Origin of the sequence: Neorhizobium sp. 2083 (assembly GCF_031455615.1) — a bacterium.
Taxonomy (GTDB): Bacteria; Pseudomonadota; Alphaproteobacteria; order Rhizobiales; family Rhizobiaceae; genus Neorhizobium.
The window spans coordinates 456,216-475,550 of sequence record NZ_JAVDTC010000003.1 but is presented as its reverse complement, the minus strand read 5'-3'; the positions used below and the strand labels follow the sequence as shown (position 1 = coordinate 475,550).

Annotated in this window: 20 protein-coding genes and 3 pseudogenes; 2 read left to right on the top strand and 21 right to left on the bottom strand. The window is 61.4% G+C overall.

The genetic code is table 11. The annotated features are described in order from the left end of the window. Nucleotides 1-6: 6 nt before the first annotated feature. From J2X76_RS15010 to ggt, 13 genes and pseudogenes are all read right to left on the bottom strand, one after another. Nucleotides 7-741, bottom strand: a pseudogene (locus tag J2X76_RS15010) (glycerophosphodiester phosphodiesterase); the annotation flags it as partial. Nucleotides 742-752: 11 nt separating this feature from the next. Beyond that, nucleotides 753-1,807: pseudogene (locus J2X76_RS15005) on the bottom strand (ABC transporter ATP-binding protein). Next, entirely contained in the window at nt 1,807-2,649 is an 843-nt protein-coding gene (locus J2X76_RS15000; protein ID WP_113127622.1) for a carbohydrate ABC transporter permease, read from the bottom strand. Before J2X76_RS15000 ends, J2X76_RS15005 begins: the two are co-directional and overlap by 1 nt. Nucleotides 2,650-2,651: 2 nt before the next feature. After that, nucleotides 2,652-3,953, bottom strand: a complete 1,302-nt coding sequence (locus J2X76_RS14995; protein ID WP_310217517.1) for a sugar ABC transporter permease — start codon at nt 3,951-3,953, stop codon at nt 2,652-2,654. Nucleotides 3,954-4,078: 125 nt separating this feature from the next. Beyond that, nucleotides 4,079-5,424 (bottom strand): annotated as a pseudogene (locus J2X76_RS14990) (extracellular solute-binding protein). A 188-nt stretch (nt 5,425-5,612) separates the two neighbouring features. Then, nucleotides 5,613-5,909 carry an addiction module antidote protein gene (locus tag J2X76_RS14985; protein WP_310217514.1) on the bottom strand — a complete coding sequence of 99 codons (297 nt, stop codon included), beginning with the start codon at nt 5,907-5,909 and terminating at the stop codon, nt 5,613-5,615. Nucleotides 5,910-5,911: 2 nt separating this feature from the next. Then, a complete protein-coding gene (locus J2X76_RS14980; RefSeq protein WP_113127619.1) occupies nt 5,912-6,202 on the bottom strand; it encodes a type II toxin-antitoxin system RelE/ParE family toxin in 291 nt (96 codons plus the stop codon). A 41-nt stretch (nt 6,203-6,243) separates the two neighbouring features. Continuing rightward, complete coding sequence (gene modC / locus J2X76_RS14975) at nt 6,244-7,305, bottom strand: molybdenum ABC transporter ATP-binding protein (RefSeq protein ID WP_310217511.1); 1,062 nt, start codon at nt 7,303-7,305, stop codon at nt 6,244-6,246. Next, a complete protein-coding gene (modB, locus tag J2X76_RS14970; protein ID WP_113127617.1) occupies nt 7,302-8,003 on the bottom strand; it encodes a molybdate ABC transporter permease subunit in 702 nt (233 codons plus the stop codon). Before modB ends, modC begins: the two co-directional genes overlap by 4 nt. Before the next feature lie 209 nt (nt 8,004-8,212). Next, on the bottom strand, nt 8,213-8,440 hold the full coding sequence (locus J2X76_RS14965) for a hypothetical protein (RefSeq protein WP_310217508.1): 228 nt from the start codon (nt 8,438-8,440) through the stop codon (nt 8,213-8,215). An 89-nt stretch (nt 8,441-8,529) separates the two neighbouring features. Further along, entirely contained in the window at nt 8,530-8,772 is a 243-nt protein-coding gene (locus tag J2X76_RS14960) for a hypothetical protein (protein WP_310217506.1), read from the bottom strand. Between the two features lie 295 nt (nt 8,773-9,067). Beyond that, nucleotides 9,068-9,862, bottom strand: coding sequence for a molybdate ABC transporter substrate-binding protein (gene modA / locus J2X76_RS14955; protein ID WP_310217504.1), 795 nt, complete (start codon nt 9,860-9,862; stop codon nt 9,068-9,070). Nucleotides 9,863-9,974: 112 nt separating this feature from the next. Further along, on the bottom strand, nt 9,975-11,567 hold the full coding sequence (ggt, locus tag J2X76_RS14950) for a gamma-glutamyltransferase (protein WP_310217502.1): 1,593 nt from the start codon (nt 11,565-11,567) through the stop codon (nt 9,975-9,977). 589 nt (nt 11,568-12,156) lie between these two features. On the opposite strand from ggt, the gene J2X76_RS14945 reads away from it, so the two are divergent. Continuing rightward, a complete protein-coding gene (locus J2X76_RS14945; RefSeq protein WP_113283063.1) occupies nt 12,157-12,657 on the top strand; it encodes a MarR family transcriptional regulator in 501 nt (166 codons plus the stop codon). Nucleotides 12,658-12,811: 154 nt separating this feature from the next. Here J2X76_RS14945 and J2X76_RS14940 read toward each other — a convergent pair whose 3' ends face one another. Together J2X76_RS14940 and J2X76_RS14935 are read right to left on the bottom strand one after the other, a co-directional pair. After that, nucleotides 12,812-13,627: a xanthine dehydrogenase family protein subunit M gene (locus tag J2X76_RS14940; protein WP_310217498.1), complete on the bottom strand. Its 816-nt coding sequence runs from the start codon at nt 13,625-13,627 to the stop codon at nt 12,812-12,814. Nucleotides 13,628-13,644: 17 nt separating this feature from the next. Further along, on the bottom strand, nt 13,645-14,136 hold the full coding sequence (locus J2X76_RS14935) for a 2Fe-2S iron-sulfur cluster-binding protein (RefSeq protein WP_310217496.1): 492 nt from the start codon (nt 14,134-14,136) through the stop codon (nt 13,645-13,647). A gap of 285 nt (nt 14,137-14,421) precedes the next feature. On the opposite strand from J2X76_RS14935, the gene J2X76_RS14930 reads away from it, so the two are divergent. After that, entirely contained in the window at nt 14,422-15,006 is a 585-nt protein-coding gene (locus J2X76_RS14930) for a UbiX family flavin prenyltransferase (RefSeq protein ID WP_310217494.1), read from the top strand. Nucleotides 15,007-15,032: 26 nt separating this feature from the next. On the opposite strand, the gene J2X76_RS14925 is transcribed toward J2X76_RS14930, so the two are convergent. From J2X76_RS14925 to pcaD, 6 genes are read right to left on the bottom strand one after another with little or no spacing between them, the layout of a single operon-like run. Next, nucleotides 15,033-15,539: a TIGR02444 family protein gene (locus J2X76_RS14925; RefSeq protein ID WP_310217491.1), complete on the bottom strand. Its 507-nt coding sequence runs from the start codon at nt 15,537-15,539 to the stop codon at nt 15,033-15,035. Between the two features lie 28 nt (nt 15,540-15,567). Further along, a complete protein-coding gene (locus J2X76_RS14920; RefSeq protein ID WP_310217489.1) occupies nt 15,568-16,650 on the bottom strand; it encodes a 3-carboxy-cis,cis-muconate cycloisomerase in 1,083 nt (360 codons plus the stop codon). Nucleotides 16,651-16,683: 33 nt separating this feature from the next. Continuing rightward, nucleotides 16,684-17,301 carry a protocatechuate 3,4-dioxygenase subunit alpha gene (gene pcaG / locus J2X76_RS14915; RefSeq protein ID WP_310217486.1) on the bottom strand — a complete coding sequence of 206 codons (618 nt, stop codon included), beginning with the start codon at nt 17,299-17,301 and terminating at the stop codon, nt 16,684-16,686. Nucleotide 17,302: 1 nt separating this feature from the next. Then, the gene (gene pcaH / locus J2X76_RS14910) at nt 17,303-18,043 is read right to left on the bottom strand and encodes a protocatechuate 3,4-dioxygenase subunit beta (RefSeq protein ID WP_113127605.1); all 741 of its coding nucleotides are present in this window, start codon (nt 18,041-18,043) and stop codon (nt 17,303-17,305) included. After that, the gene (pcaC, locus tag J2X76_RS14905) at nt 18,040-18,456 is read right to left on the bottom strand and encodes a 4-carboxymuconolactone decarboxylase (RefSeq protein ID WP_310217483.1); all 417 of its coding nucleotides are present in this window, start codon (nt 18,454-18,456) and stop codon (nt 18,040-18,042) included. The genes pcaH and pcaC overlap by 4 nt, the downstream gene beginning before the upstream one ends. A 2-nt stretch (nt 18,457-18,458) precedes the next feature. Further along, entirely contained in the window at nt 18,459-19,253 is a 795-nt protein-coding gene (gene pcaD, locus J2X76_RS14900) for a 3-oxoadipate enol-lactonase (RefSeq protein ID WP_113127603.1), read from the bottom strand. Nucleotides 19,254-19,335 lie beyond the last annotated feature (82 nt).

The window sequence follows — 19,335 nt, the reverse complement described above, 5'->3', positions numbered from 1 at the left end:
CTCCCTCGGTCGCATCAGGTCGGGCAGGTCGGTACAGATGCCGAGCACCGGCAGGGCCATGATATCCTTCAGCACGTCCGGCCGCTCCTCGTGCCAGAGCACGATCTCCTTGCCGTCGGCGAAAGCCCTGTCGATCAGCTCTTCGGTGACGAGTTCCTGCGGCGTGTCGCTCGCCTTTTCCCAGCAGAGATGCAGGACGTCGGCGCCCGCCGCCTCGCCTGCCGCATGCGGATCTTGACCGACGCGGATCAGCACCGAGAGCGGATAGTCGCAGCCCATGTCGCGCAGCTCGCGCACCTGGGCGGTATCGAAGGAGCCGAGGCAGGCAAAGCGCTGGTTCATGTCCTGCAGGTGCTGCCAGCAGAGCAGGCCCGTGCCCGGCCGTTTCAACTCGACGTAAAGTCCGCAGCCCGTCTCGCGGCCGAGTGCCGCGACTTCCGCGAAGCTCGGCACATCCGGCACCGCCTCGCGCAGCTCGGCAAAGGTCATTTTAGAGATATAGACATCCTGCTGGAAGACCCGCTCCAGATGATCGTCGTGGGAGACGACGACCACGCCGTCCGACGTCATCTGGGTGTCGAGTTCCCACATCTCGGCGCCAAGTTCCGCGGCGCGACGAAAGGCGGTGAGCGTATTTTCCCGCTCATGGCCGCTCGCGCCGCGATGGCCGATGCAGAAGGGCAGCCGGCCCTTGTTTTCCGGCCAGCCGAATTTGCCGAAGAAGGCGGAAAAGTCTCGCATCGCAGCCTCCATTACAATCTCTGGCCGTCTTCTGCAAAAACGAAGGCCGAGGCGCTGTCGAGGTTCCAGCGGACGCTGTCGCCCATCTTCACGTCGTCGCGCACGGGCTGGATCGAGCGCAGCACCGAGCCATCCGGCAGAACGACATCGTAGAGGTTCTCGCGGCCTTGGGTTTCCGCAAATACAACCTTGCCGTCGATGGGTATACCGCCCGTCGTCCCGAAATGCTCAGGCCGAACGCCAAGGCTGAGAGAGGTACCGTCGGGAATGCCCGACAGTGCGGAGAGCTGCAGGCGCAGGCCATTTTCGCCGAGCACGAAAGCCCCCTGCTCCGCCCTGCCCTTGAGGAAGGAGATCGGCGGATTGCCGAGAAAGCTCGCGACGAAAGAGGTGCGCGGATCGTTATACATCTGCGACGGCGTGGCGATCTGAACGATCTCGCCCGACTTCATGATGGCGATGCGGTCGCACATCGACATCGCCTCGACCTGGTCATGGGTGACGAGGATGGCGGTGATGCCCGTCTCCTTCTGCAGCCGGCGGATCTCCGAGCGCATTTCGAGGCGCAGTTTTGCATCGAGATTGGCAAGCGGCTCATCGAGGAGGAGCACGTCGGGTCGGCGGATCAAGGCTCGAGCCAGCGCGACGCGCTGCTGCTGCCCCCCGAAAGCTGCGCCGGACGACGGCCGAGGAGATCGGCGATATGGACGAGAGCCGCGATATCCGCGACCTGCTTCTTGATATCGGCGGCGGCGACCCGCTTCACCATCAGCGGGAAGCCGATATTCTCCTCGACCGTCATATGCGGATAAAGCGCATAGGACTGGAAGACGACGCCGACATTGCGCTCCTGGCTGGGCAGGTTCGTGACATCCCTGTCCCCGAACAGGATGCGGCCCGAGGTCGGCCGATGGATGCCGCAGACGGCAAACAGCGTCGTCGACTTGCCGCAGCCGGATGGCCCGAGCAGCGCCAGCATTTCGCCGGAGCCCACTTCGAGGTCCATGTCCTCGATGACCTTGGTCGAGCCGAAACTCTTGGAAAACTTGTCGAGCAGGATACGCATCAGCCCTTGGTGCCTCCGCCATAGATGTTCATGAGATGTTTTTGAAAGAAGACGTAGAGGATCAGCACCGGCACGACATAAAAGACACCGACGGCCTTGAAGGTGCCGAAGTCGAAATTGTTGTCGTCGATGATCAGGCTCGCCAGATAGACCGATAGAACCTGCACTTTCGCGCCGGGTGCCAGCACCTGCGGCAGGATGAATTCGCTCCAGCCGGTGAGGAAGGAAAAGAGGCCGAGCGCCATCATCGCCGGCTTGATCTGCGGCAGCACGAGCCGGCGCCAGACCGTGAAGCGCGAGGCCCCGTCGACGGTGCCTGCCATTTCGATTTCCCAGGGCACGGTGTCGTAAAAACCCTTCATCAGCCAGATGCCGAGCGGCAGGTCGATCGCCGCCTTCACCAGGATCACCCCGATCAGCGAATTGTAGAGGCCGATCCACTGCAGCACGATGAAGATCGCGATGATCAGCGTCACCGACGGAAAGGCGTGCAGCACCATGACGCCGGCGAGAAAAAATCCGCGCGCCGGCACGTTGAGGCGAGACAGTACGTAACCCGCCATCGACGCCACCGTCAGGATGACGCCGGTGATGCAGCTCGCGAAGATGAACGTGTTGAGCGTGACGAGCCAGATGTTCGGCTTGCCGGTCTTGGTCTCCCAGAGGAAACTCCAGTGGCGCAGCGTGAACTCGCTCGGGATCAGCGAGCCGACTTCCGTATCGCTGATCGTGTCGATGAAGAGATAGGCATACATCACCAGCAGCGGCAGGCTGAAAAGGCTGAGCAGCAGGATCACCGGGACGCTTGAGAAATTCGCCGAGGTTTGCGGTTTTTCGGCCATGGTCAATCCTCGATCAACGGCTTGGAGATCAGCGTGTCGTAACGGAAGATACGCAGGTAGATGAGCGACAGCACGATGCCGACCACCACCAGGACCAGCGCCATTGCCGCCCCCAGCCCGTATTCCAGGTTGCCGGTATAGTTGTTGAGCGCGGTGTGGAAGGCGGCGAGAGACCAGACCTCCGTCGCCTTCCCCGGCCCGCCGCGGGTCGAGAGCAGGATTTCGTTGAACGATGCGAGCAGCGAGAGCGTCTGGTAGCAGGTCACGAACAGGATCGGCCAGCGCAGCTGCGGCAGGATGATGTGGCGGACCTGCTGCCAGCGGCTGGCGCCGTCCACCTCGCTTGCGTGAAACTGTGTCTGCGGGATCGCCTTGATGGCTGACGAGAAGACCAGCATGCCCATCGAGGCGCCGATGAAACCGTTGATCAGGATCACAAAGAACCAGGCGTTATAGGCGCTGTCGAGCAGGTAATTCTTCGGCGGATAACCGAACTGGCCCATGAACATCGAGATGAAGCCGCTGTCCCAGGTCAGCCACTTCCACAGCAACACATAGATGACGACCGGCGTGATGCGCGGCAGCAGCCATATGGCGCGGAAGACGGATGCGGTCGAAGCCGGCATGTAGTGGGTCGTGATGGCGAGGAAAAGAGCATAGGTGACGTTGAAGAGAAGCAGCGTCACCGAGACGTAGAAGGCGGTATTGAGAAAGATCTGCGCCATGTCAGGCGAATTGGCGAGGATCCGGAAGTTTTCCACCGTCCACACCCAGCCGGTATAGGTCGCCCTGGAAACCGTTTCCTGCTCGGCCGGCGTCAGGGCGAAACCAAGTTTCCTGAGGCTCGCCATCAACTCGTCGCGGGTCTCGAAACGGGTGTTGAGAACCGAGCGGTTGAAGAGGTCGGAAATCTGCTTGACCTCGCGGGTCGAGGGCCGGTCCTTCAGCGCCTTGATGACGCGCTCCGCCTCGCGCCGCGAGGGAAAGACCTCGCCCATGTGGCTGGCGCGCAGTTCGGTGGCGAACCCCGCCTTGAGCTTCAAGCCGTCGAGGGCTGCAAGCCCCTCTTCGTCGATGACGAAACGTGGTTCGGAAATGCCGTTCGCAAGCTCCGGCATGTCGGTCTTCAGCCGGTTGACGGCACCTTGCGTGACCTGCCAGGCCCCGCCGGAAATGCCGGTCGCGGTGCTCATATTGGTCATGGCGAAGATGGCGGTCAGCATGACCGGCATCAGGAAGAACAGGAAGATCATGATCGCCGCGGGCGCGATCATCACCAGTCCGAGCGTTCGCGACGTTCGCATGGGGAAGCCTTGGGATACGGGTTGGGTACGGGCGGCGGAGCGAGCGCCGCCCGCAGTTCAGGGCGAGGAGTTTCGCCCGGACAGGCAGCGCCTTATCCCCGCGTGAGGGGATAAGGCGTTTGGTATCAGCGGATGATGATCGCGGCGCCGAGCGTCGACTTCAACTCGGTTTCGGCATCGTTGATCGCGGCGTCGACCGTCTTGGCACCCGTCCAGGATGCTTCGAGGTTCTTCCACATGATCGTCCAGTACTTGCCGAAATCGGCATTGTTCGGCATGGCGTTGGCATGCGGCAGCAGACGCTCGGTGGCTTCCGAAGCCCAGCGGTCGCCCGCATAGAGATCGACCTTGGTTTCCGACGGCGAAATGCCGAGATGGGCCGACTTGATCGCATGCAGCGCATTGATGCGCGGCTCGGAAGCGATCTTGATCAGGTCGGCGGCGATCCGGGTTTCTTCGTCGGTATGGCCGGCCATCAGCAGGTAGGCGAGCGGATGCGTCAGCGTGTTGGCCTTGCCGCCTTCGCCGGCCGGGATCAGCGTGAACTGGACGTTGTCGAAGAAGTTCTTGAGGCCTTCCTGGTTGACCAGGCGCGCGTAATGCCAGGTGCCGCCGTGCCAGATGCCGGCCTTGCCGGTTGCGACTTCCTTCCACCACTGGTCGCCCGGCATGCCGATATGGTTCTTCTTGGTGACGCCGGCCTTCACGAGATCGGCGAAATACTGGTAGGTGCGCTTCATCGCGACCTTGTCGAAGACGAGCTTGCCTTCTTCTTCCATCACGCCGCCGAAGGACGTGTAGAACTGCCAGTAGTCCGGGCCGTTGCTGTTACGCGGATAGAAGCCGTAACCGGCCTGGACGAGGCCCTTGTCCTGCATCTTCTTGGCGTCTTCGAGAACGTTCTTGAGCGTGTATTCGCCCTTCTCCACTTGGCCGGCAGCGCCTCGATATCGGCATCGGTATAACCGATCGCCTTCATGTAGGGCTTCCAGAAGAACATCGGACGGGATTCGGCGTCCTGCGGGATGCCGTAGACGGAGCCGTTGAAGGAGGTGATCTCCATCAGGTTCGGATAAATGTCGCTGATCGGCCACGAATCGAGGTCTACGAAGTTCTCGACCGGAACGATGAGGCCGGCCTGCGCCCAGGGGCCGATGTCTTCATGGCCGGTGGCGACGATGTTCGGAGCCTTCTTGGCTTCGGCGGCGAGCGTCAGGGCCTGCTTGAAGTCTTCCCAGCCCGAATAGGGCGTCTTCTGGACGATGATGTTGAGCTGTTCGCCGCGGATGGCGGCTTCACGCTCGAGAATATCGGCAGCGATGTCGAACGCATCGGTGCGGTAGTTGTCGTTCGGACCGGAACCGCCGGACCACACGGAGATGGTGACATCCTTGGCTGAGGCGAAGACCGCGGTGGAGGCGAAGAGAACCGCCGCGAGCGTGGCGGATTTCAGTATCGGAAGAACAGTCATGGTTTTACTCCCCGAAGAGCGAAATGGCTTCTTCCAGAACACCGGGCGAACAATCAGCCAGAGGTTCCGAAAGCGCTGAAGATCATCAACAGGGAGCGGTTTAGAGGCGCTTCATAACACCCGCGTGACAAAATGTACGCGTGTGCAAAATTTCTGCGGAAGGTTCGAATTCAGTCGAAATAAAAGCTTTATGCCGCCTCGTCGGCCGAAATGACCCTGACGCGCAAGCCCAGCGCCTTTAGGACGCCCAGGAGAGTGGACAGCTTCGGATCGCCTTTGTCACTCAGAGCCTTGTAAAGAGCCTCGCGGGTGATGCCCGCTTCCTTGGCGACATTGGTCATCCCCATGGAGCGGGCGACATCGCCCAGAGCAATAGAGATAAGCTTTGGATCGCCATCTTCGAAAGCCGCTTCGAGATAGGCAAGGCGCTCTTCGGGCGTCTTCAGATAATCCTGCACATCCCATTTGGTCGTTTCGATAGGCACGTTCATATCTCCTTCGCCATCTGTTTTGCCAAAGCGATGTCCTTGCTCTGGGTGCTCTTGTCGCCACCGCAAAGCAGGATGACGATTTCACGGCCCTGTTGTACGAAATAGAGCCGATAGCCAGGCCCGTAAGCGATGCGCGCCTCGCTGACGCCCTCGCCCACCGGTTTCACATCTCCCAGATTGCCAATTTCCATTCGGCGGATGCGCGCAACTATACGCATTCGGGCAGTATGGTCGCGAAGCTCATCGAACCACTTTGAGAAAGCTGCCGCCTTGCGAACTTCGATCATGTGTAATCTATAGTTCACAACCTGCTCAAGATCAACTCAAGCTACCGCTCCATCGCCACCGTCTTGACCACCGCAAAAACCGGTTTTTCGAGCGTGAGTTCCAGGCGTTCGACGGAGAGCGCGGTGATACGGGCCAGCACCATGTCTTCGCCGCAGCGGATGCGGATGCGGACCATGCCGTCGCCGTCCGGTTCGATCGCGGCGATCGTGCCCTCAAGGATGTTGAGGGCGCTCAGGCCCTCCGGCCGCCGGGTGGCGACCATGACGTCGCGTTCGGGGATATGCACCCGCACGCTTCCGCCCTCTTCGACCCAAGCATTCGGCACGACGATCCGCGCCTGCGAAAGCCTGATCGTTGCCAGCCGGTGCGGGATGTCTATCGTCTCGACCATGCCGGTCAGCACCGCTCCGGAATCCCTCCGGTCGGCCGAGGGCAGCGACAGGACCTCGGAGGGCGTCCCGACCGCCTCGACCCGGCCGTCCTTCATCATCACCACCTTGTCGGCAAGCCGGGCGACTTCAGGGACAGAGTGGCTGACATAGACGATCGGCGTCGAGGTCTCGTCGCGCAGGCGTTCGAGATAGGGCAGGATTTCCGCCTTGCGCTGGTCGTCGAGCGCAGCAAGCGGCTCGTCCATCAGAAGGAGGCGCGGGGCAGACAGCAGCGCCCGACCGATCGCGACACGCTGTTTTTCGCCGCCCGAGAGTTTTCCGGGCCGACGGTCCAGCAGCGCAGCTATTCCGAGAAGCTCGACAATATGATCGAAATTCTCCAGCCGGGTGGTCTTCGGCGCGAACCAGCGGCCATAATTCAGGTTCTGGCGGACGGAGAGATGGGGGAAAAGCCGGCCCTCCTGAAAAACGTAGCCGAAACGGCGCTTGTGTTTTGGCACGAAGATGCGGTTTTCCGTGTCGAGCAGCACGTCCCCATCGACCATCAGCCGCCCATGATCCGGCTTGGAAAGCCCTGCGATCACCCGCACAAGCGAGGTCTTGCCGGAGCCGGAGGCCCCAAACAGCGCCGTCACGCCGCCATCGGACGTAAAGCCCGCGTCGAGGACAAACTCCCCCAGCGTCTGTTGCGCCTCGACGATCAGGGTCATTCGATATGAACCCTTTTCCCGACCAGGTAGGCCATCAATTCGGAGGCAAGCAGCGCCGCAAACGAGATGACGATCGCGACCAGCGTCAGCCGCATCGCGCCGGCATCACCGCCCGGCACCTGCGTGAATGTGTAGATCGCCGCCGAGAGCGTCTGGGTTTCGCCGGGAATGTTGGAGACGAAGGTAATCGTCGCGCCGAATTCGCCCATCGCCTTCGCAAAAGCGAGGATCATGCCGGCGATGACGCCCGGCAGGATAAGCGGCAGTGTCACTGTGAGAAAAACCCAGGCAGGCCCGGCACCGAGCGTGCCGGCCGCTTCCTCCAGCCTGCGGTCGACAGCTTCGATCGACAGCCGGATTGAGCGAACCATCAGCGGGAAGCCCATGACGCCGCAGGCGAGCGCTGCGCCCGTCCACCGGAAGGAAAGGACGATCCCGAGATATTCGTTGAGAAAGGCGCCGATCACGCCGCGCCGCCCGAACAGGACCAGCAGCAGAAAACCGACCACGACCGGCGGCAGGATGAGCGGCAGATGGACGATACCGTTGAGGATCGACCTGCCCCAGAACTTTCCGCGGGCAAGCAAATAGGCGACGGCAATTCCGAACGGCAGGCTGACGATCATGGCGACGGCGGAGACCTTCAGGCTGAGCCTGATCGCGGTCCATTCCCCATCACTCAACACAAGCCAGTCCAAACGCCGATCCCACCCGCGGTCACAAGCAATATATCACCCTGGATATATCGAGACAGGTCGGATGGCTAGGTCCTGGCGGGAAAGTTATGGAGGGTACTGGAGAAAAGCGGCGGGAGAGCGCCGGATTGACCGCTGCTCTCCCTGCACCATCACATTCACAAGACGGTTCGCGAACTAAGGCCGCAGAGCCCTGGTCCCGATATGCTGAATTAACGGTTGTCGCGTGTCGTATTGCCGAAGATCGAGCGGCTCTCCTGGCGATCGTTGTCGCGAACCTGGATGCTGCCAGTGCGGACGCCGTCGACATTGCCTTTGTCGATCTGCGCCGAAATCTGGCTTTTCGATGCGCCTTCATAATAATCGCCTTCGGCAAGAGCCGTACCCGCAAAGGAAGCGGCGGCGATCATGGCGGCAATAGCGGAGATGGAAGTCTTCATTGTCTTCGTCCTTTCAGAGTTCGTCCGCGGGCTGAAGTTTGCGACCTGCCTGCGGGACGACGTTCGGTGTCTTGAATGAGCTGCGCCGGTTAACGGTTGTCGCGGCTTTGATGCTGGAAGATCGGGCCCTGGAAGATCGGGCCATTGCGGCTGTCGTTGTCGCGTGCCTGTTCGATACTGTCGGTCCTGATGCTGTCTACCTTGCCGCTCGTCTGGACGGTTGCCTGTGCCTTGGAGGCACCCTGATAATAATCGCCTTCTGCAAGCGCTGCGCCGGCGAAGGAAGCCGAAGCGATCATGGCTGCGGCAAACGTGGAAAGAAGGATTTTCATTTCGTATTCCTCAACTGATAAACGGAGCCGTTGGGAGCCGGCGTCCTATGGTAGTCTGGCGAAGCAGGTGGCCTTGCTTCTGGTTATTGAAATAGGGATCCGCGTTTGCCGCCGGTAGGTCGCGAATTCCAAACGGAATGTTCGGAAATCGAGAACAAAAAACTACGTGATGTCCGTTGAAATAGGGATTCGGGCCGAGCGCGAACGGCGGCCCGCTTGAGAAACGGCTACTCCCGAAACCAAAAACGGCCCCTTTCCGGGGCCGTTTCGATGCGCATCATTGAAGCGAGGGCGCTTACTTCAGGATCGTGAAACCTTCCTTCTCGAAGAACGGCGCTGCCTTGGCGGACTTCAGATAGTCGAGATAGGCGGCAGCATCCTTGGACTTCGATTCCGACAGGATGGCGATGGGATAGACGATCGGCGGATGGGTATCGGCCGGGAAGGTGCCGACGATGGCTACACCCGGGTCGGCCGCCGCGTCCGTCTGATAGACGATACCGTAGGGCGCTTCGCCGCGGGAAACCAGGGCCAGCGCCGCACGCACGCTTTCGGCGCTGGCGACGCTTTTCTCGACGGCCGACCAGGCGCCCAGTTTTTCAAGCGCCGCCTTGCCGTATTTGCCTGCCGGAACCGAATTGGGCTCGCCCATCGCGAGCCTGCCGCCCTTGAGCAGCCCGGCAAGATCGAAGCCCGGCTTTATATCCACCGGTTTGGCGGCGTCCTTGGCCGCGACCAGGACGATGCGGTTGCCGAGCCAGTTGAACTTGGTGTCTTCCTTCACGAGTTTCTTGTCGGAGACGTATTTCATCCAGTCGAGATCGGCCGAAATGAAGATATCGGCCGGAGCGCCGCTTTCGATCTGTTTGGCAAGCGCCGAGCTCGCGGCATAGGAAACGGTGACGTCCTTGCCCCCTTGAACAGCCCACGCCTTGTTGGCGTTGTCGAGCGCGTTTTTCATGCTGGCTGCCGCAAAGACCGTGACTTTTTCCTGCGCCGCCGCGGGAGCGGCGAAAGAGGCAAGCGCAACGAAAGCGGCAGCCGCCGACGCCGCCGCGAGCTTGACCCAGGAACGACGATGAATGTTCATGATTTTCCTCTCCAATCCATAAACGAGATATTCATCTGGATATCTCGATGGAGAGGTTTTGACTAGCGTTATATTCCGCAAAATATCTTGATCGAATTGGGAGGGGGCAGGCTCAGATGCCGAGAGCCATGCCGTCCTTGCGGGGGTCGGAACCGCCCTTGAGCACACCGGCCTCCCAGTCGATCCAGATCGCCTGGGCGCCGCCCATCGCCGATTCCGGCTTTTTCACCTCAAAACCGCGTTTGGTGAATTCCGGGCCGATCGTGTTGCGCAGCCGAGCTTCCATCTCGACCTGGTTGGTGCCAGGCAGCGGGAACAGGCGCGGCAGGTCGATGGCGCTCTGCAGATCCATCCCGTAGTCGAAGACCTTGGACAGGAAATGGGCGTGCCCCATGGCCTGATACTGGCCGCCCATGACGCCGAACGGCATGACCGCGCGACCATCCTTCGTCACCATGCCGGGAATGATCGTGTGCATCGGCCGCTTGCCCGGCGCGATCGCGTTCGGATGATCCGGATCGAGCGAAAAGCTGAAGCCCCGGTTGTGGAACATCACGCCGCTTTTCGGGTCCATATGGCCGCTGCCGTAAACGAAGAAGATCGAGTTGATGAAGCTGATCGCGTTGCGATCCTGATCGACGACCGAGAGATAGATGGTGTCCTTATGCGGCACTTCGTCGAAGGCCGGCAGGTTCTCGATCGCCTTGTCGGGATCGATCATGCCCGCGAGTTCCCTGGCGAGCTTATCGGACAGAAGGTAATCGACCGGCACGTCGACCTTGGCCGGATCGGCAAGGAAACGGTTGCGCGCCGCATAAGCCAGCCGCGTCGCCTCGACCTCGACATGCAGCCGCTCCGGCGCCAGCGGATCGCCCTTGCCGGGAAAATGCGACAGGATGTTGAGGATCATCAGCGCGATGATGCCCTGGCCGTTCGGCGGGCATTCGTGGATTTCGTGGCCGCGAAAGACCGTCTTGATCGGCTTCACGTATTCGCCCTCCGCATTGGCGAAATCTTCGAGCGTGTGAAGCGCCCCGATGCTGTTGAGGTGGCTCACCATGCCTGCAGCGATCGGGCCGCGATAGAAAGCGTCCCGACCCTCCCGGCCAATGGCCTCCAGCGTGTCGGCGAGCTGCTTCTGATACTGGATCGTGCCGGCCGGCGGCGCTTCGCCATCGACGAGGAAGACCCGGCGCGCGGCCGGATCACCCTTCAGGATCTCCGCCTGGGCGGCAAGATCGTGGGCCGTGCGTGGCGGCAGAACATAGCCATCGCGCGCAAGCTTGATCGCGGGAGCGAGGATATCGGCCATCTTCATACGACCATGATCGGCGACCAGACGCGTCCAGGCATCCACCGCGCCCGGCACGGTGATCGTGTGCGGCGAGGTACGGGTTAGACTGGTGACGCCAAGCGAACGGAGATGCTCGACGGTTACGGCAGCCGGTGCCCGGCCTGACCCATTATAGGCCAGAATCTCATCCGTGCCGCCGAGCGAAAGGAGAGCGAAACAATCGCCGCCGATCCCGGTCGAACCGGCTTCGACGACACACTGCACGGCGCATGCCGCAACCGCCGCATCCACGGCATTGCCGCCGTTTCGCAGGATATCGATGGCGGTGAGCGTCGCCAGCGGCTGGGAGGTGGCAGCCATCGCAGTGCGGCCGACGGCGAGCGAACGGCCCGGTAATTCGAAGTCTCTCATGGCATCCTCGTCACTGAAAAATACTGCTCAAGCCCCTGTCGCGGCTCAGGATTTCGGCTTCAAGAGATCATGCCCCGCGCCCGGCATCAAGCCGTCACGTCTTGATTTCATCAGTCCTAATATACAGCAGGAAATCGTTAACCTTTGCGGACCGTAAACCGGTTCAAAGGGATATTCCGGGCTTGCGGCGCGTTAAGAGGGGCTGGCATGGAAAGGACGTCATGAACAGTATTCCAGCCCTCCTGCTGGCCGCCGCTTGCCTGATCATCATAGGTTTTTATGCGGTCGCCTTCGTGACGGCCCTGATAGGCTGATCACGCGTCAAACTCAACGCTCGCCTCCAACGTGCCATTGCGAATGGTGGGAGGCGGGCATGAAATACAAGGCCGGAAAGTTGATTGCTCTTGAGCACTCCGGAACCGGTAAGTTCCGACATTCTGCCGTCCAAGCCCCAACCCACGAAACCTTCGTCTTGCAATCGAGGCCGCGAATGCCATTCAAACGCGAGACGACAGGAAATAATTTGATATCAAACTATCTTGCCGCCTCCCCCCACTTCTATTAGCTTTTAGCATAGGAGGAAGGGGAGATGGTAGCAGAGTCATCGATGGATCGGAACATGCTGGTGACGCCTGCAGACGGCGGAATGTCCGTTCCAGCCCTGTTCCAGAATCTTATCGGCTATCATCTGCGCGTGGCGCAGGAAACGTCGTTCCAGGGGTTTGCCAAGGCCGCGGGAAAGGAGGATCTCAAGCCCGGCTGGTATGCGCTTCTGACGGTGCTTGCGGAGCGTGAAAGCATGACGCCCTCCGAACTCAGCCGCACCTGCGGCCGCGACCGCTCGACGCTGACCTCCAGTCTCAAGGCGCTTTCCAATCGCGGGCTGATCGAGCGCCGCTGGAACCCGGATGACCAGCGCAGCTACAGCGTCAGGCTCACCGAAGAGGGTCGCCAGATGCAGGAGCGGCTGCACGCGATCGCTGTCGTCCACGAACTCCGCCTCGACGAGATCGCCGGCGAAGACAAGGCCGTGCTCATTGCCGTGCTTGGCCGCATAGCAGCAACATTCGGCACCTCCGAGGATTTCTGAAGGCTCCCTGTCGTGGATGCCCGCCAACCGCGCAAGGCTTCCCCCTGCGAGCGCGGGACAGGATGTTCGGCTTGCTGTGGTATGCTGACGGACCTTGCAAGCAAAAGCCGGCGAGCCATCCCCGCCGGCCATTCGATCCCGAGGAGACAACACCCTAGAGGATATGTGTCCCGCCGAGGTTCTGCACCGCGCGGCGGGTCATGACCGCCACCAGATGAGCCCGGTAATCGGCCGGGGCGTGCATGTCGCCCATCATCCGCGAGGGATCGATGGTGAGGCCTTTCAACGCCTCGGCGGAAAAGTTTTCGGTCAGCAGCTCTTCGGCCTCGGTCCAGCGGAACACGCCCTCGTTGCCGGCGCCGGTGATCGCGACGCGAACATGGCCGTCGCGATGCCTGGAGACAAAAGCGGCGGCCATCGAATAACGCGAGGCCGGATTGCGGAATTTCGCGTAGCCGGCAATGTCCGGGATCTTGAATTCGACGCGAACCAGGATTTCGCCGGGCTCCAGCGCGGTCGTATAAAGGCCCTGGAAATATTCGTCGGCGGGGATTTCGCGACGGTCGGTATGGACGATCGCATCGAGCGAAAGCACGGCGGCGGGATAATCGGCGGCCGGGTCGTTGTTGGCGGTCGAGCCACCGATCGTGCCCATGTGGCGCACCTGAACGTCGCCGATCGAACCGGCAAGCCCTGAAAGGGCCGGGATGGCGGCCCTGATCTCCTTGGAAGCGGCGACCGCGGCATGCTTGGTAGCCGAGCCGATGATCACCTTGTCGGCAGTCACCTCGATGCCCGAAAGCTCCGGGATGTTGCGCACGTCGATCAGGTGCGCAGGCGCGGCAAGCCGGCTCTTGAGCGTCGGGATCAGCGTATGGCCGCCGGAGAGGTAGGTGGGCTCGTCGGAACTCTCGAAGAGTTCGACGGCATCGGCCAGCGTCTTCGGTTTATGGTAGGTCGTTGCGTACATGACGTGATCCTTCCCGCTTATTCGGCCGCGACGGCATGGGCCGCGCGATGCTTCCCGGCTGCGTCCAGTACCGCCTTGACGATGTTGTGGTAGCCGGTGCAGCGGCAGAGATTGCCTTCGAGCTCGTGGCGCACCGTGCGCTCGTCGAGCACGCCGTCATGGCGGCGGATCATGTCGACCGAGGCCATGATCATGCCCGGCGTGCAATAGCCGCACTGCAGGCCGTGATGTTCGTGAAAAGCCTGCTGAACGTCGTGCAGCCTGCCGCCTTCGGCGAGGCCTTCGATCGTCGTCACACGGGAGCCGTCGGCGGCGACGGCCAGGATCGTACAGCTCTTCACGGCCTCGCCGTCGAGATGGATCGTGCAGGCGCCGCACTGGGTGGTGTCGCAACCGACATGGGTGCCGGTGAGGCCGAGATGTTCGCGGATGAACTGCACGAGCAGCGTCCGGTCTTCGATGTCGCGCGTCTGCTGCGTACCGTTGACGGTGATGGTGACACGGGACATGGGTCCCTCCTCTTCAAATCCAGAATTCAAGGCCGACCCGGGGACATGCCGCAGGCCGTCTCATATCATCTTATGATACCGGCATCTCGCCGCGTGTCATCCGTTCCGGAGGGCACGTCCTCATTTCCGAACAGCGCCCCACCAGAAACTGCCGGCCCGAAAGACCGAAAAGCTCCGGAGATCGACGCCTCACCGATCTCAATATGTGAGAAATTCGGCGGCCCAAGCGTTGCGTCCTTGCCAAAGCGACGGTAAGTCGTCGCTATAATCGGTGAGGGAAGTCCAATGCGCCGCATCATCATCGCCATCACCGGAGCTTCCGGCGTCATTTATGGCGTTCGCGCCCTGCAGCTTTTGAAAAAAGTCGAGGACGTCGAGACCCATGCGGTGATCTCCCCCTCCGCCTTCCGCACGGCGACCGACGAGATCGAAATGAGCGCCGAGGAGATCAAGGGCCTCGCGGACGTACTTTATAATTACAAGGATATCGGCGCGGCGATCTCATCCGGATCCTTCAGAACCGCCGGCATGCTGGTGGCGCCCTGCTCGGTGAAGACGCTGAGCGGCATCGCCAATTGCTACAATGACGAACTGATCGTGCGCGCCGCCGACGTCTGCCTGAAGGAGCGTCGTCGCGTGGTGCTGTTGTTCCGGGAAACGCCGCTGCATGGCGGGCATATCGCGCTGATGGATCAGGCGACGCGCAACGGCGCGATCGTCATGCCACCGGTGCCAGCCTTCTATTCGAAGCCGAAAACGCTGGACGAAATGGTGACCCAGACGGTTGGCCGCGCGCTCGACCTTTTCGACATTCATCTCCCGATGGTCAAACGCTGGAAAGATGGTCCCGGCTCGCCGGGCCAGCCCTGACTTTACGCCTCGAAATAGAGCCCGGACTAAAGGGCTGAGAGCGCGTTTTCGATCGCGGCAAGCGCCGTCGCAGCCTTCCTGTCCGGCTCGGCTCCGCGGAAAAACTCAACCACGGCTCTGAGATTGCCGGTCGCGTCGCCGGTTAATGTGCCGGCGTCCATCAATGCCTGCCCTTCGGCTTCCAATATCGCCAGCTCGATCTTTTCCGAATTGAGCTCGACACCCTTAACGCCATTGCGCAGCGTCTCCGTCTCGTCGGTCGGCGCCGGATACGGTCCGTTCTTCAGCCGTCGACGTATGGCGCGCAGCGGTATCACCACCTCGTTGCGCCAATCCTGAACGAGGCCGTCGATGCGGGCGATATCGGATGGCGAAAGCGCGACGGAATTCCTGGCGAGCCAGGCGGAAAACAGCAGAACCGGCACATCGACGCCGCTTTCATCCTGAAGGACCAGACAGGCATCGCTAATGCCCGGAGCGCCATAAAGACGCAATGCGAAGTCCCAAAGTCCCTGCCGAACATCCGCGGCCATTCAGCCTCTTCCTTGCCTTTGCGCGGGTTTAAGGTCGCTGTTCGTCCTTGCCAAGCGATCTCACATTGCCGATCAGTTCCGCGGCAAGCCGCATTGCGGCGCCGGTTGCCACCACCATGGAGGGCAGGATCAGCCATTCGAGCGTCCAGGCAGCCCCGGAGCGCTCCTGTTCATGCACCATGGATTGCTGCATGCCGGAAAGCTGCACCGCGTTGAAACGCGCGAGCGACACCAGCACTTCGGCCGCCACCGGGTTCTGCTTGTGGGCCATGGCGGAGGAACCACCGCCGCCGGCAAGTTCCATCTCGCCGCCCATCAACGCGAGCAGCGCCACATCCTGGCCGAGCTTGCCGAGCGAGCCGCAGATCAGTGCGAGGATACCGGCGAACTCGGCCAGCCGGTCGCGTTGGCTCTGCCATTGCGGCGCGTCGGCCAGGAACAGTTCCCAGGCGAGCGCCTTGCGCACCTCGCCGGCCTTGTCGCCGAATTTCTCGAGGCTGCCGGCAGCCCCGCCGAACTGCACGGCAAAGCCGGTCTCCGAGAACGTGTCCAGCCGCTGGCGATGCCGGGTCAAAGGCTCCTTCCAGGCGCGGACACGATCGGAAACGGTAATCGGAATCGCCGCCTGCATGCGGGTGCGGCCCATCAGCGCTCGCGTGCCGAATGCCTGATCGATGTCATCGAACGCCTTTTCCAAGGCGGCAAGCCGCTCGATGAAAAGAATGGAGGCCTGTTTCAGACGGATGACCAGCGCCGTATCGATGACGTCCTGGCTGGTCGCGCCGAAATGCACGTGTCTTGCCGCCTCGCCGCCGCCTGCCTGCTGATTGACGGCATCGCGAAGCTGCCTGACGAGTTCAGCCACCACCACGCCGTCGCGCCCGGTGCCCTTTCTCAGTCCATCCATGTCGGGTTCAAAGGCACGCAACGCGGCTGCAATGCGCTCCGCCGCCTCGGCCGGGATAATGCCGCAGGCCGCTTCAGCCTTGGCAAGTCCGGTTTCGAAAGCCAGCATGGCATCGATCTCGGCTTTCACCGAAAACAGCTGTCCGGTCTCGTCGTCACCGACGAGACCGGACAGAAATGGATGCTCGAAAGCCGAAACGCTCATGTCCACTCCCGGGCAGATCCTGAATTCCCGATATCAGATATCGAAGAATATGGTTTCATTTTCGCCCTGAAGATAGATGTTGAAGGTGACGGTATTACCCTCACGCTTGCCGATCAGGGTGGGAACGCGAACCCGGTGCTCGATGCGCGACAGGATCGGATCCGCCGCATTGGCCTCTTCCTCGTCAGAGAAGTACATACGGGTGTTGAGACCAAGGTTGATGCCGCGGGCGACGACCCAGAAGGTGACGTGCGGGGCCATCAGGCGGCCGTCGCGGAAAGGCACCTTGCCGGGCTTGATCGTCTCGAAGGCGAATTCGCCGGTCGCCATGTCGCCGGGCTGACGGGCCCAGCCGAAGAAATTCGGATCGGCCTTGCCGCGGGTTTCCGAGGGGCTGTTGTAATAGCCGTCGGCATCCGCCTGCCAGATCTCGATCATCGCATCCTTGAGCGGGGTCATCGCGCCGTCATAGATGAAGCCGCGGATGGTGATGCGCTCGCCGCGCGTCTGGTCGTTGACCATCGGGCCGGAGCCGAGGTCGGTGTCGTAGACGCCGGTAATGCCGGAGAAATTCGGCGTGCAGCCGATATGGACGTAGGGGCCCGCGGTCTGCGAGGCGGATTCCTTGAAGTAGGTAAGCGGCTGGACCATCTCAGTTGCCCTCTTTACGGTTCTCGAAGAATGTCGAGCGACGACCGCGCAGGACGATATCGAATTTATAGGCCCGCATGTCGTGCGGGATGGTGTTCTGCATGTCGAGCGCGGCGATCAGGCCCTTGATGGCATTCTCGTCCGGAATGGTCTTCACGATGGGACAAATCCAGATCATCGGATCGCCTTCGAAATACATCTGGGTGATCAGGCGCTGGGCAAAACCATGGCCGAAGACCGAGAAGTGGATATGCGCCGGGCGCCAGTCGTTGACGCCGTTCGGCCACGGATACGGGCCGGGCTTGATCGTCTTGAAGGCATAACCGCCGTTCTCGTCGGTGATCGTACGGCCGAAACCGCCGAAATTCGGGTCGAGCGGCGCGAGATAGGTTTCCTTCTTGTGGCGGTAACGGCCACCGGCATTGGCCTGCCAGAACTCCACCAGCGCACCCGGCACGCCTACGCCGCGCTCGTCGATGACGCGCCCATAGACGATGATGCGCTCGCCGAGCGCCATCTCGCCGGGCTTGGCATAATTGACGATCAGGTCGTTGTCGAATTCGCCGATGATGTTATGGCCGAAGACCGGGCCGGTGATTTCGCTCTTGGTGCCTTCCAGCGAAATCAGGGCGCGCTGGGGCGAGCGCAGCACGGAGGTCTTGTAGCCCGGCGTGAACGCCGGCGGATGCCATTCCCTGTCACGGGCGAAGAAGGGTGTCGTTTCTGGGGGTGTGTTCTTCATCTTTGCTCTCCCGCGGCCTTGTCCGCGTCCATTTCGGCATAGGTGGCTTTGGCGATCTTGAAGGCATGGTTGGCAGCCGGAACGCCGGCATAGATTGCCACATGCATCAGGGCTTCGCAGATATCGTCCTTTGTCGCACCCGTGTTGGCGGTTGCGCGGATATGCATGGCGACTTCGTCGTGATGGCCGAGCGCGGCCAGAAGCGCGATCGTCACCATCGAACGTTCGCGTTTGCTCCAGTTCGGGCGCGACCAGACCGTCCCCCAGGCACCTTCGGTGATCATTTCCTGGAACGGCCCGTCGAACGGCGTCTGGTTTGCCTGGGCGCGATCCACATGGGCATCACCCAGCACGGAGCGGCGGGTCTTCATGCCTTGGACGTAACGTTCCGACGGCGCGGAATTCTCGGCCATGTCTATTCCTCAAGTTGTTCGATGAAGCCGCGGATCAGCGCGGCATGGGCGGCAGGCGCCTCGACGCAGGGGATATGCGCGGCGCCCTCGATAATTTCGTAACGCGCGCCGGGGATGAGGTCGGCGAGCGACTTGACGATCTCGGGCGGCGTCGAGCCATCCTCACGGCCGACGATGCAAAGCACCGGCACGGCGATCCTCTTCGCAGCTTCGGTGAAATCCGCATCGCGTATCGCGGCGCAGGTGCCGCTGTAGCCGAAGGTCGGCTGGCGCACGAGCATGTTGCAATAGGCTTCGTAGGCGGCATTCTCCGGCCTGCGGAAGGGTTCGGTAAACCAGCGCTGCATGATGGCGTCCAGAATGCTGCCGATGCCATCCTTCTCGACGGCGGCGATGCGCGCCGCCCACATTTCGGCCGTACCGATCTTGTGGGCGGTGTTGGACAGGATCAGAGCCTTCACCAGATCGGGACGCGACGCGTAGAGGCCCTGGGCGATCAGCCCTCCCACCGAAAGGCCGCAGACGACAACCTGGCTGAGCTGCAGGTGGTCGAGCAGTCCGGCAAGATCCGCCACATGGTCGGCGATCGAATAGGGCGGGTTGCCGAGGCCGGACAATCCATGGCCCCGCTTGTCGTAAGTGAGGATCGTGTAGTCCCCGGACAACTTCGGCAGTTCATGATGCCAGATGCGACTGTCGGTCCCGAGCGAATTGATGAAGACGACGACGGGCTTGTCGTCACCGGCGCGCTGGACGTCGTAATGGATCACGATGTCATTGATGTGTACAAACTGCATCCGCACCTCCTCTCGCCTTGATAGATTGCACTAGTTTTCGGTTAGGTAAAATGATATTTCAGCATTATCCCCTAACCCCATG

Coding starts and splice junctions, on each gene's coding strand:
- J2X76_RS14995 (WP_310217517.1), bottom strand. CDS start 3,953: ATGCGAACGTCGCGAACGCTCGGACTGGTGATGATCGCGCCCGCGGCG.
- pcaH (WP_113127605.1), bottom strand. CDS start 18,043: ATGAAGAACACACCCCCAGAAACGACACCCTTCTTCGCCCGTGACAGG.
- pcaD (WP_113127603.1), bottom strand. CDS start 19,253: ATGCAGTTTGTACACATCAATGACATCGTGATCCATTACGACGTCCAG.
- pcaC (WP_310217483.1), bottom strand. CDS start 18,456: ATGGCCGAGAATTCCGCGCCGTCGGAACGTTACGTCCAAGGCATGAAG.
- pcaG (WP_310217486.1), bottom strand. CDS start 17,301: ATGGTCCAGCCGCTTACCTACTTCAAGGAATCCGCCTCGCAGACCGCG.
- ggt (WP_310217502.1), bottom strand. CDS start 11,567: ATGAGAGACTTCGAATTACCGGGCCGTTCGCTCGCCGTCGGCCGCACT.
- J2X76_RS14940 (WP_310217498.1), bottom strand. CDS start 13,627: ATGTACGCAACGACCTACCATAAACCGAAGACGCTGGCCGATGCCGTC.
- J2X76_RS14930 (WP_310217494.1), top strand. CDS start 14,422: ATGCGCCGCATCATCATCGCCATCACCGGAGCTTCCGGCGTCATTTAT.
- J2X76_RS14925 (WP_310217491.1), bottom strand. CDS start 15,539: ATGGCCGCGGATGTTCGGCAGGGACTTTGGGACTTCGCATTGCGTCTT.
- modA (WP_310217504.1), bottom strand. CDS start 9,862: ATGAACATTCATCGTCGTTCCTGGGTCAAGCTCGCGGCGGCGTCGGCG.
- J2X76_RS14960 (WP_310217506.1), bottom strand. CDS start 8,772: ATGAAAATCCTTCTTTCCACGTTTGCCGCAGCCATGATCGCTTCGGCT.
- modC (WP_310217511.1), bottom strand. CDS start 7,305: ATGACCCTGATCGTCGAGGCGCAACAGACGCTGGGGGAGTTTGTCCTC.
- J2X76_RS14935 (WP_310217496.1), bottom strand. CDS start 14,136: ATGTCCCGTGTCACCATCACCGTCAACGGTACGCAGCAGACGCGCGAC.
- J2X76_RS14945 (WP_113283063.1), top strand. CDS start 12,157: ATGGTAGCAGAGTCATCGATGGATCGGAACATGCTGGTGACGCCTGCA.
- J2X76_RS15000 (WP_113127622.1), bottom strand. CDS start 2,649: ATGGCCGAAAAACCGCAAACCTCGGCGAATTTCTCAAGCGTCCCGGTG.
- J2X76_RS14980 (WP_113127619.1), bottom strand. CDS start 6,202: ATGATCGAAGTTCGCAAGGCGGCAGCTTTCTCAAAGTGGTTCGATGAG.
- J2X76_RS14920 (WP_310217489.1), bottom strand. CDS start 16,650: ATGAGCGTTTCGGCTTTCGAGCATCCATTTCTGTCCGGTCTCGTCGGT.
- J2X76_RS14965 (WP_310217508.1), bottom strand. CDS start 8,440: ATGAAGACTTCCATCTCCGCTATTGCCGCCATGATCGCCGCCGCTTCC.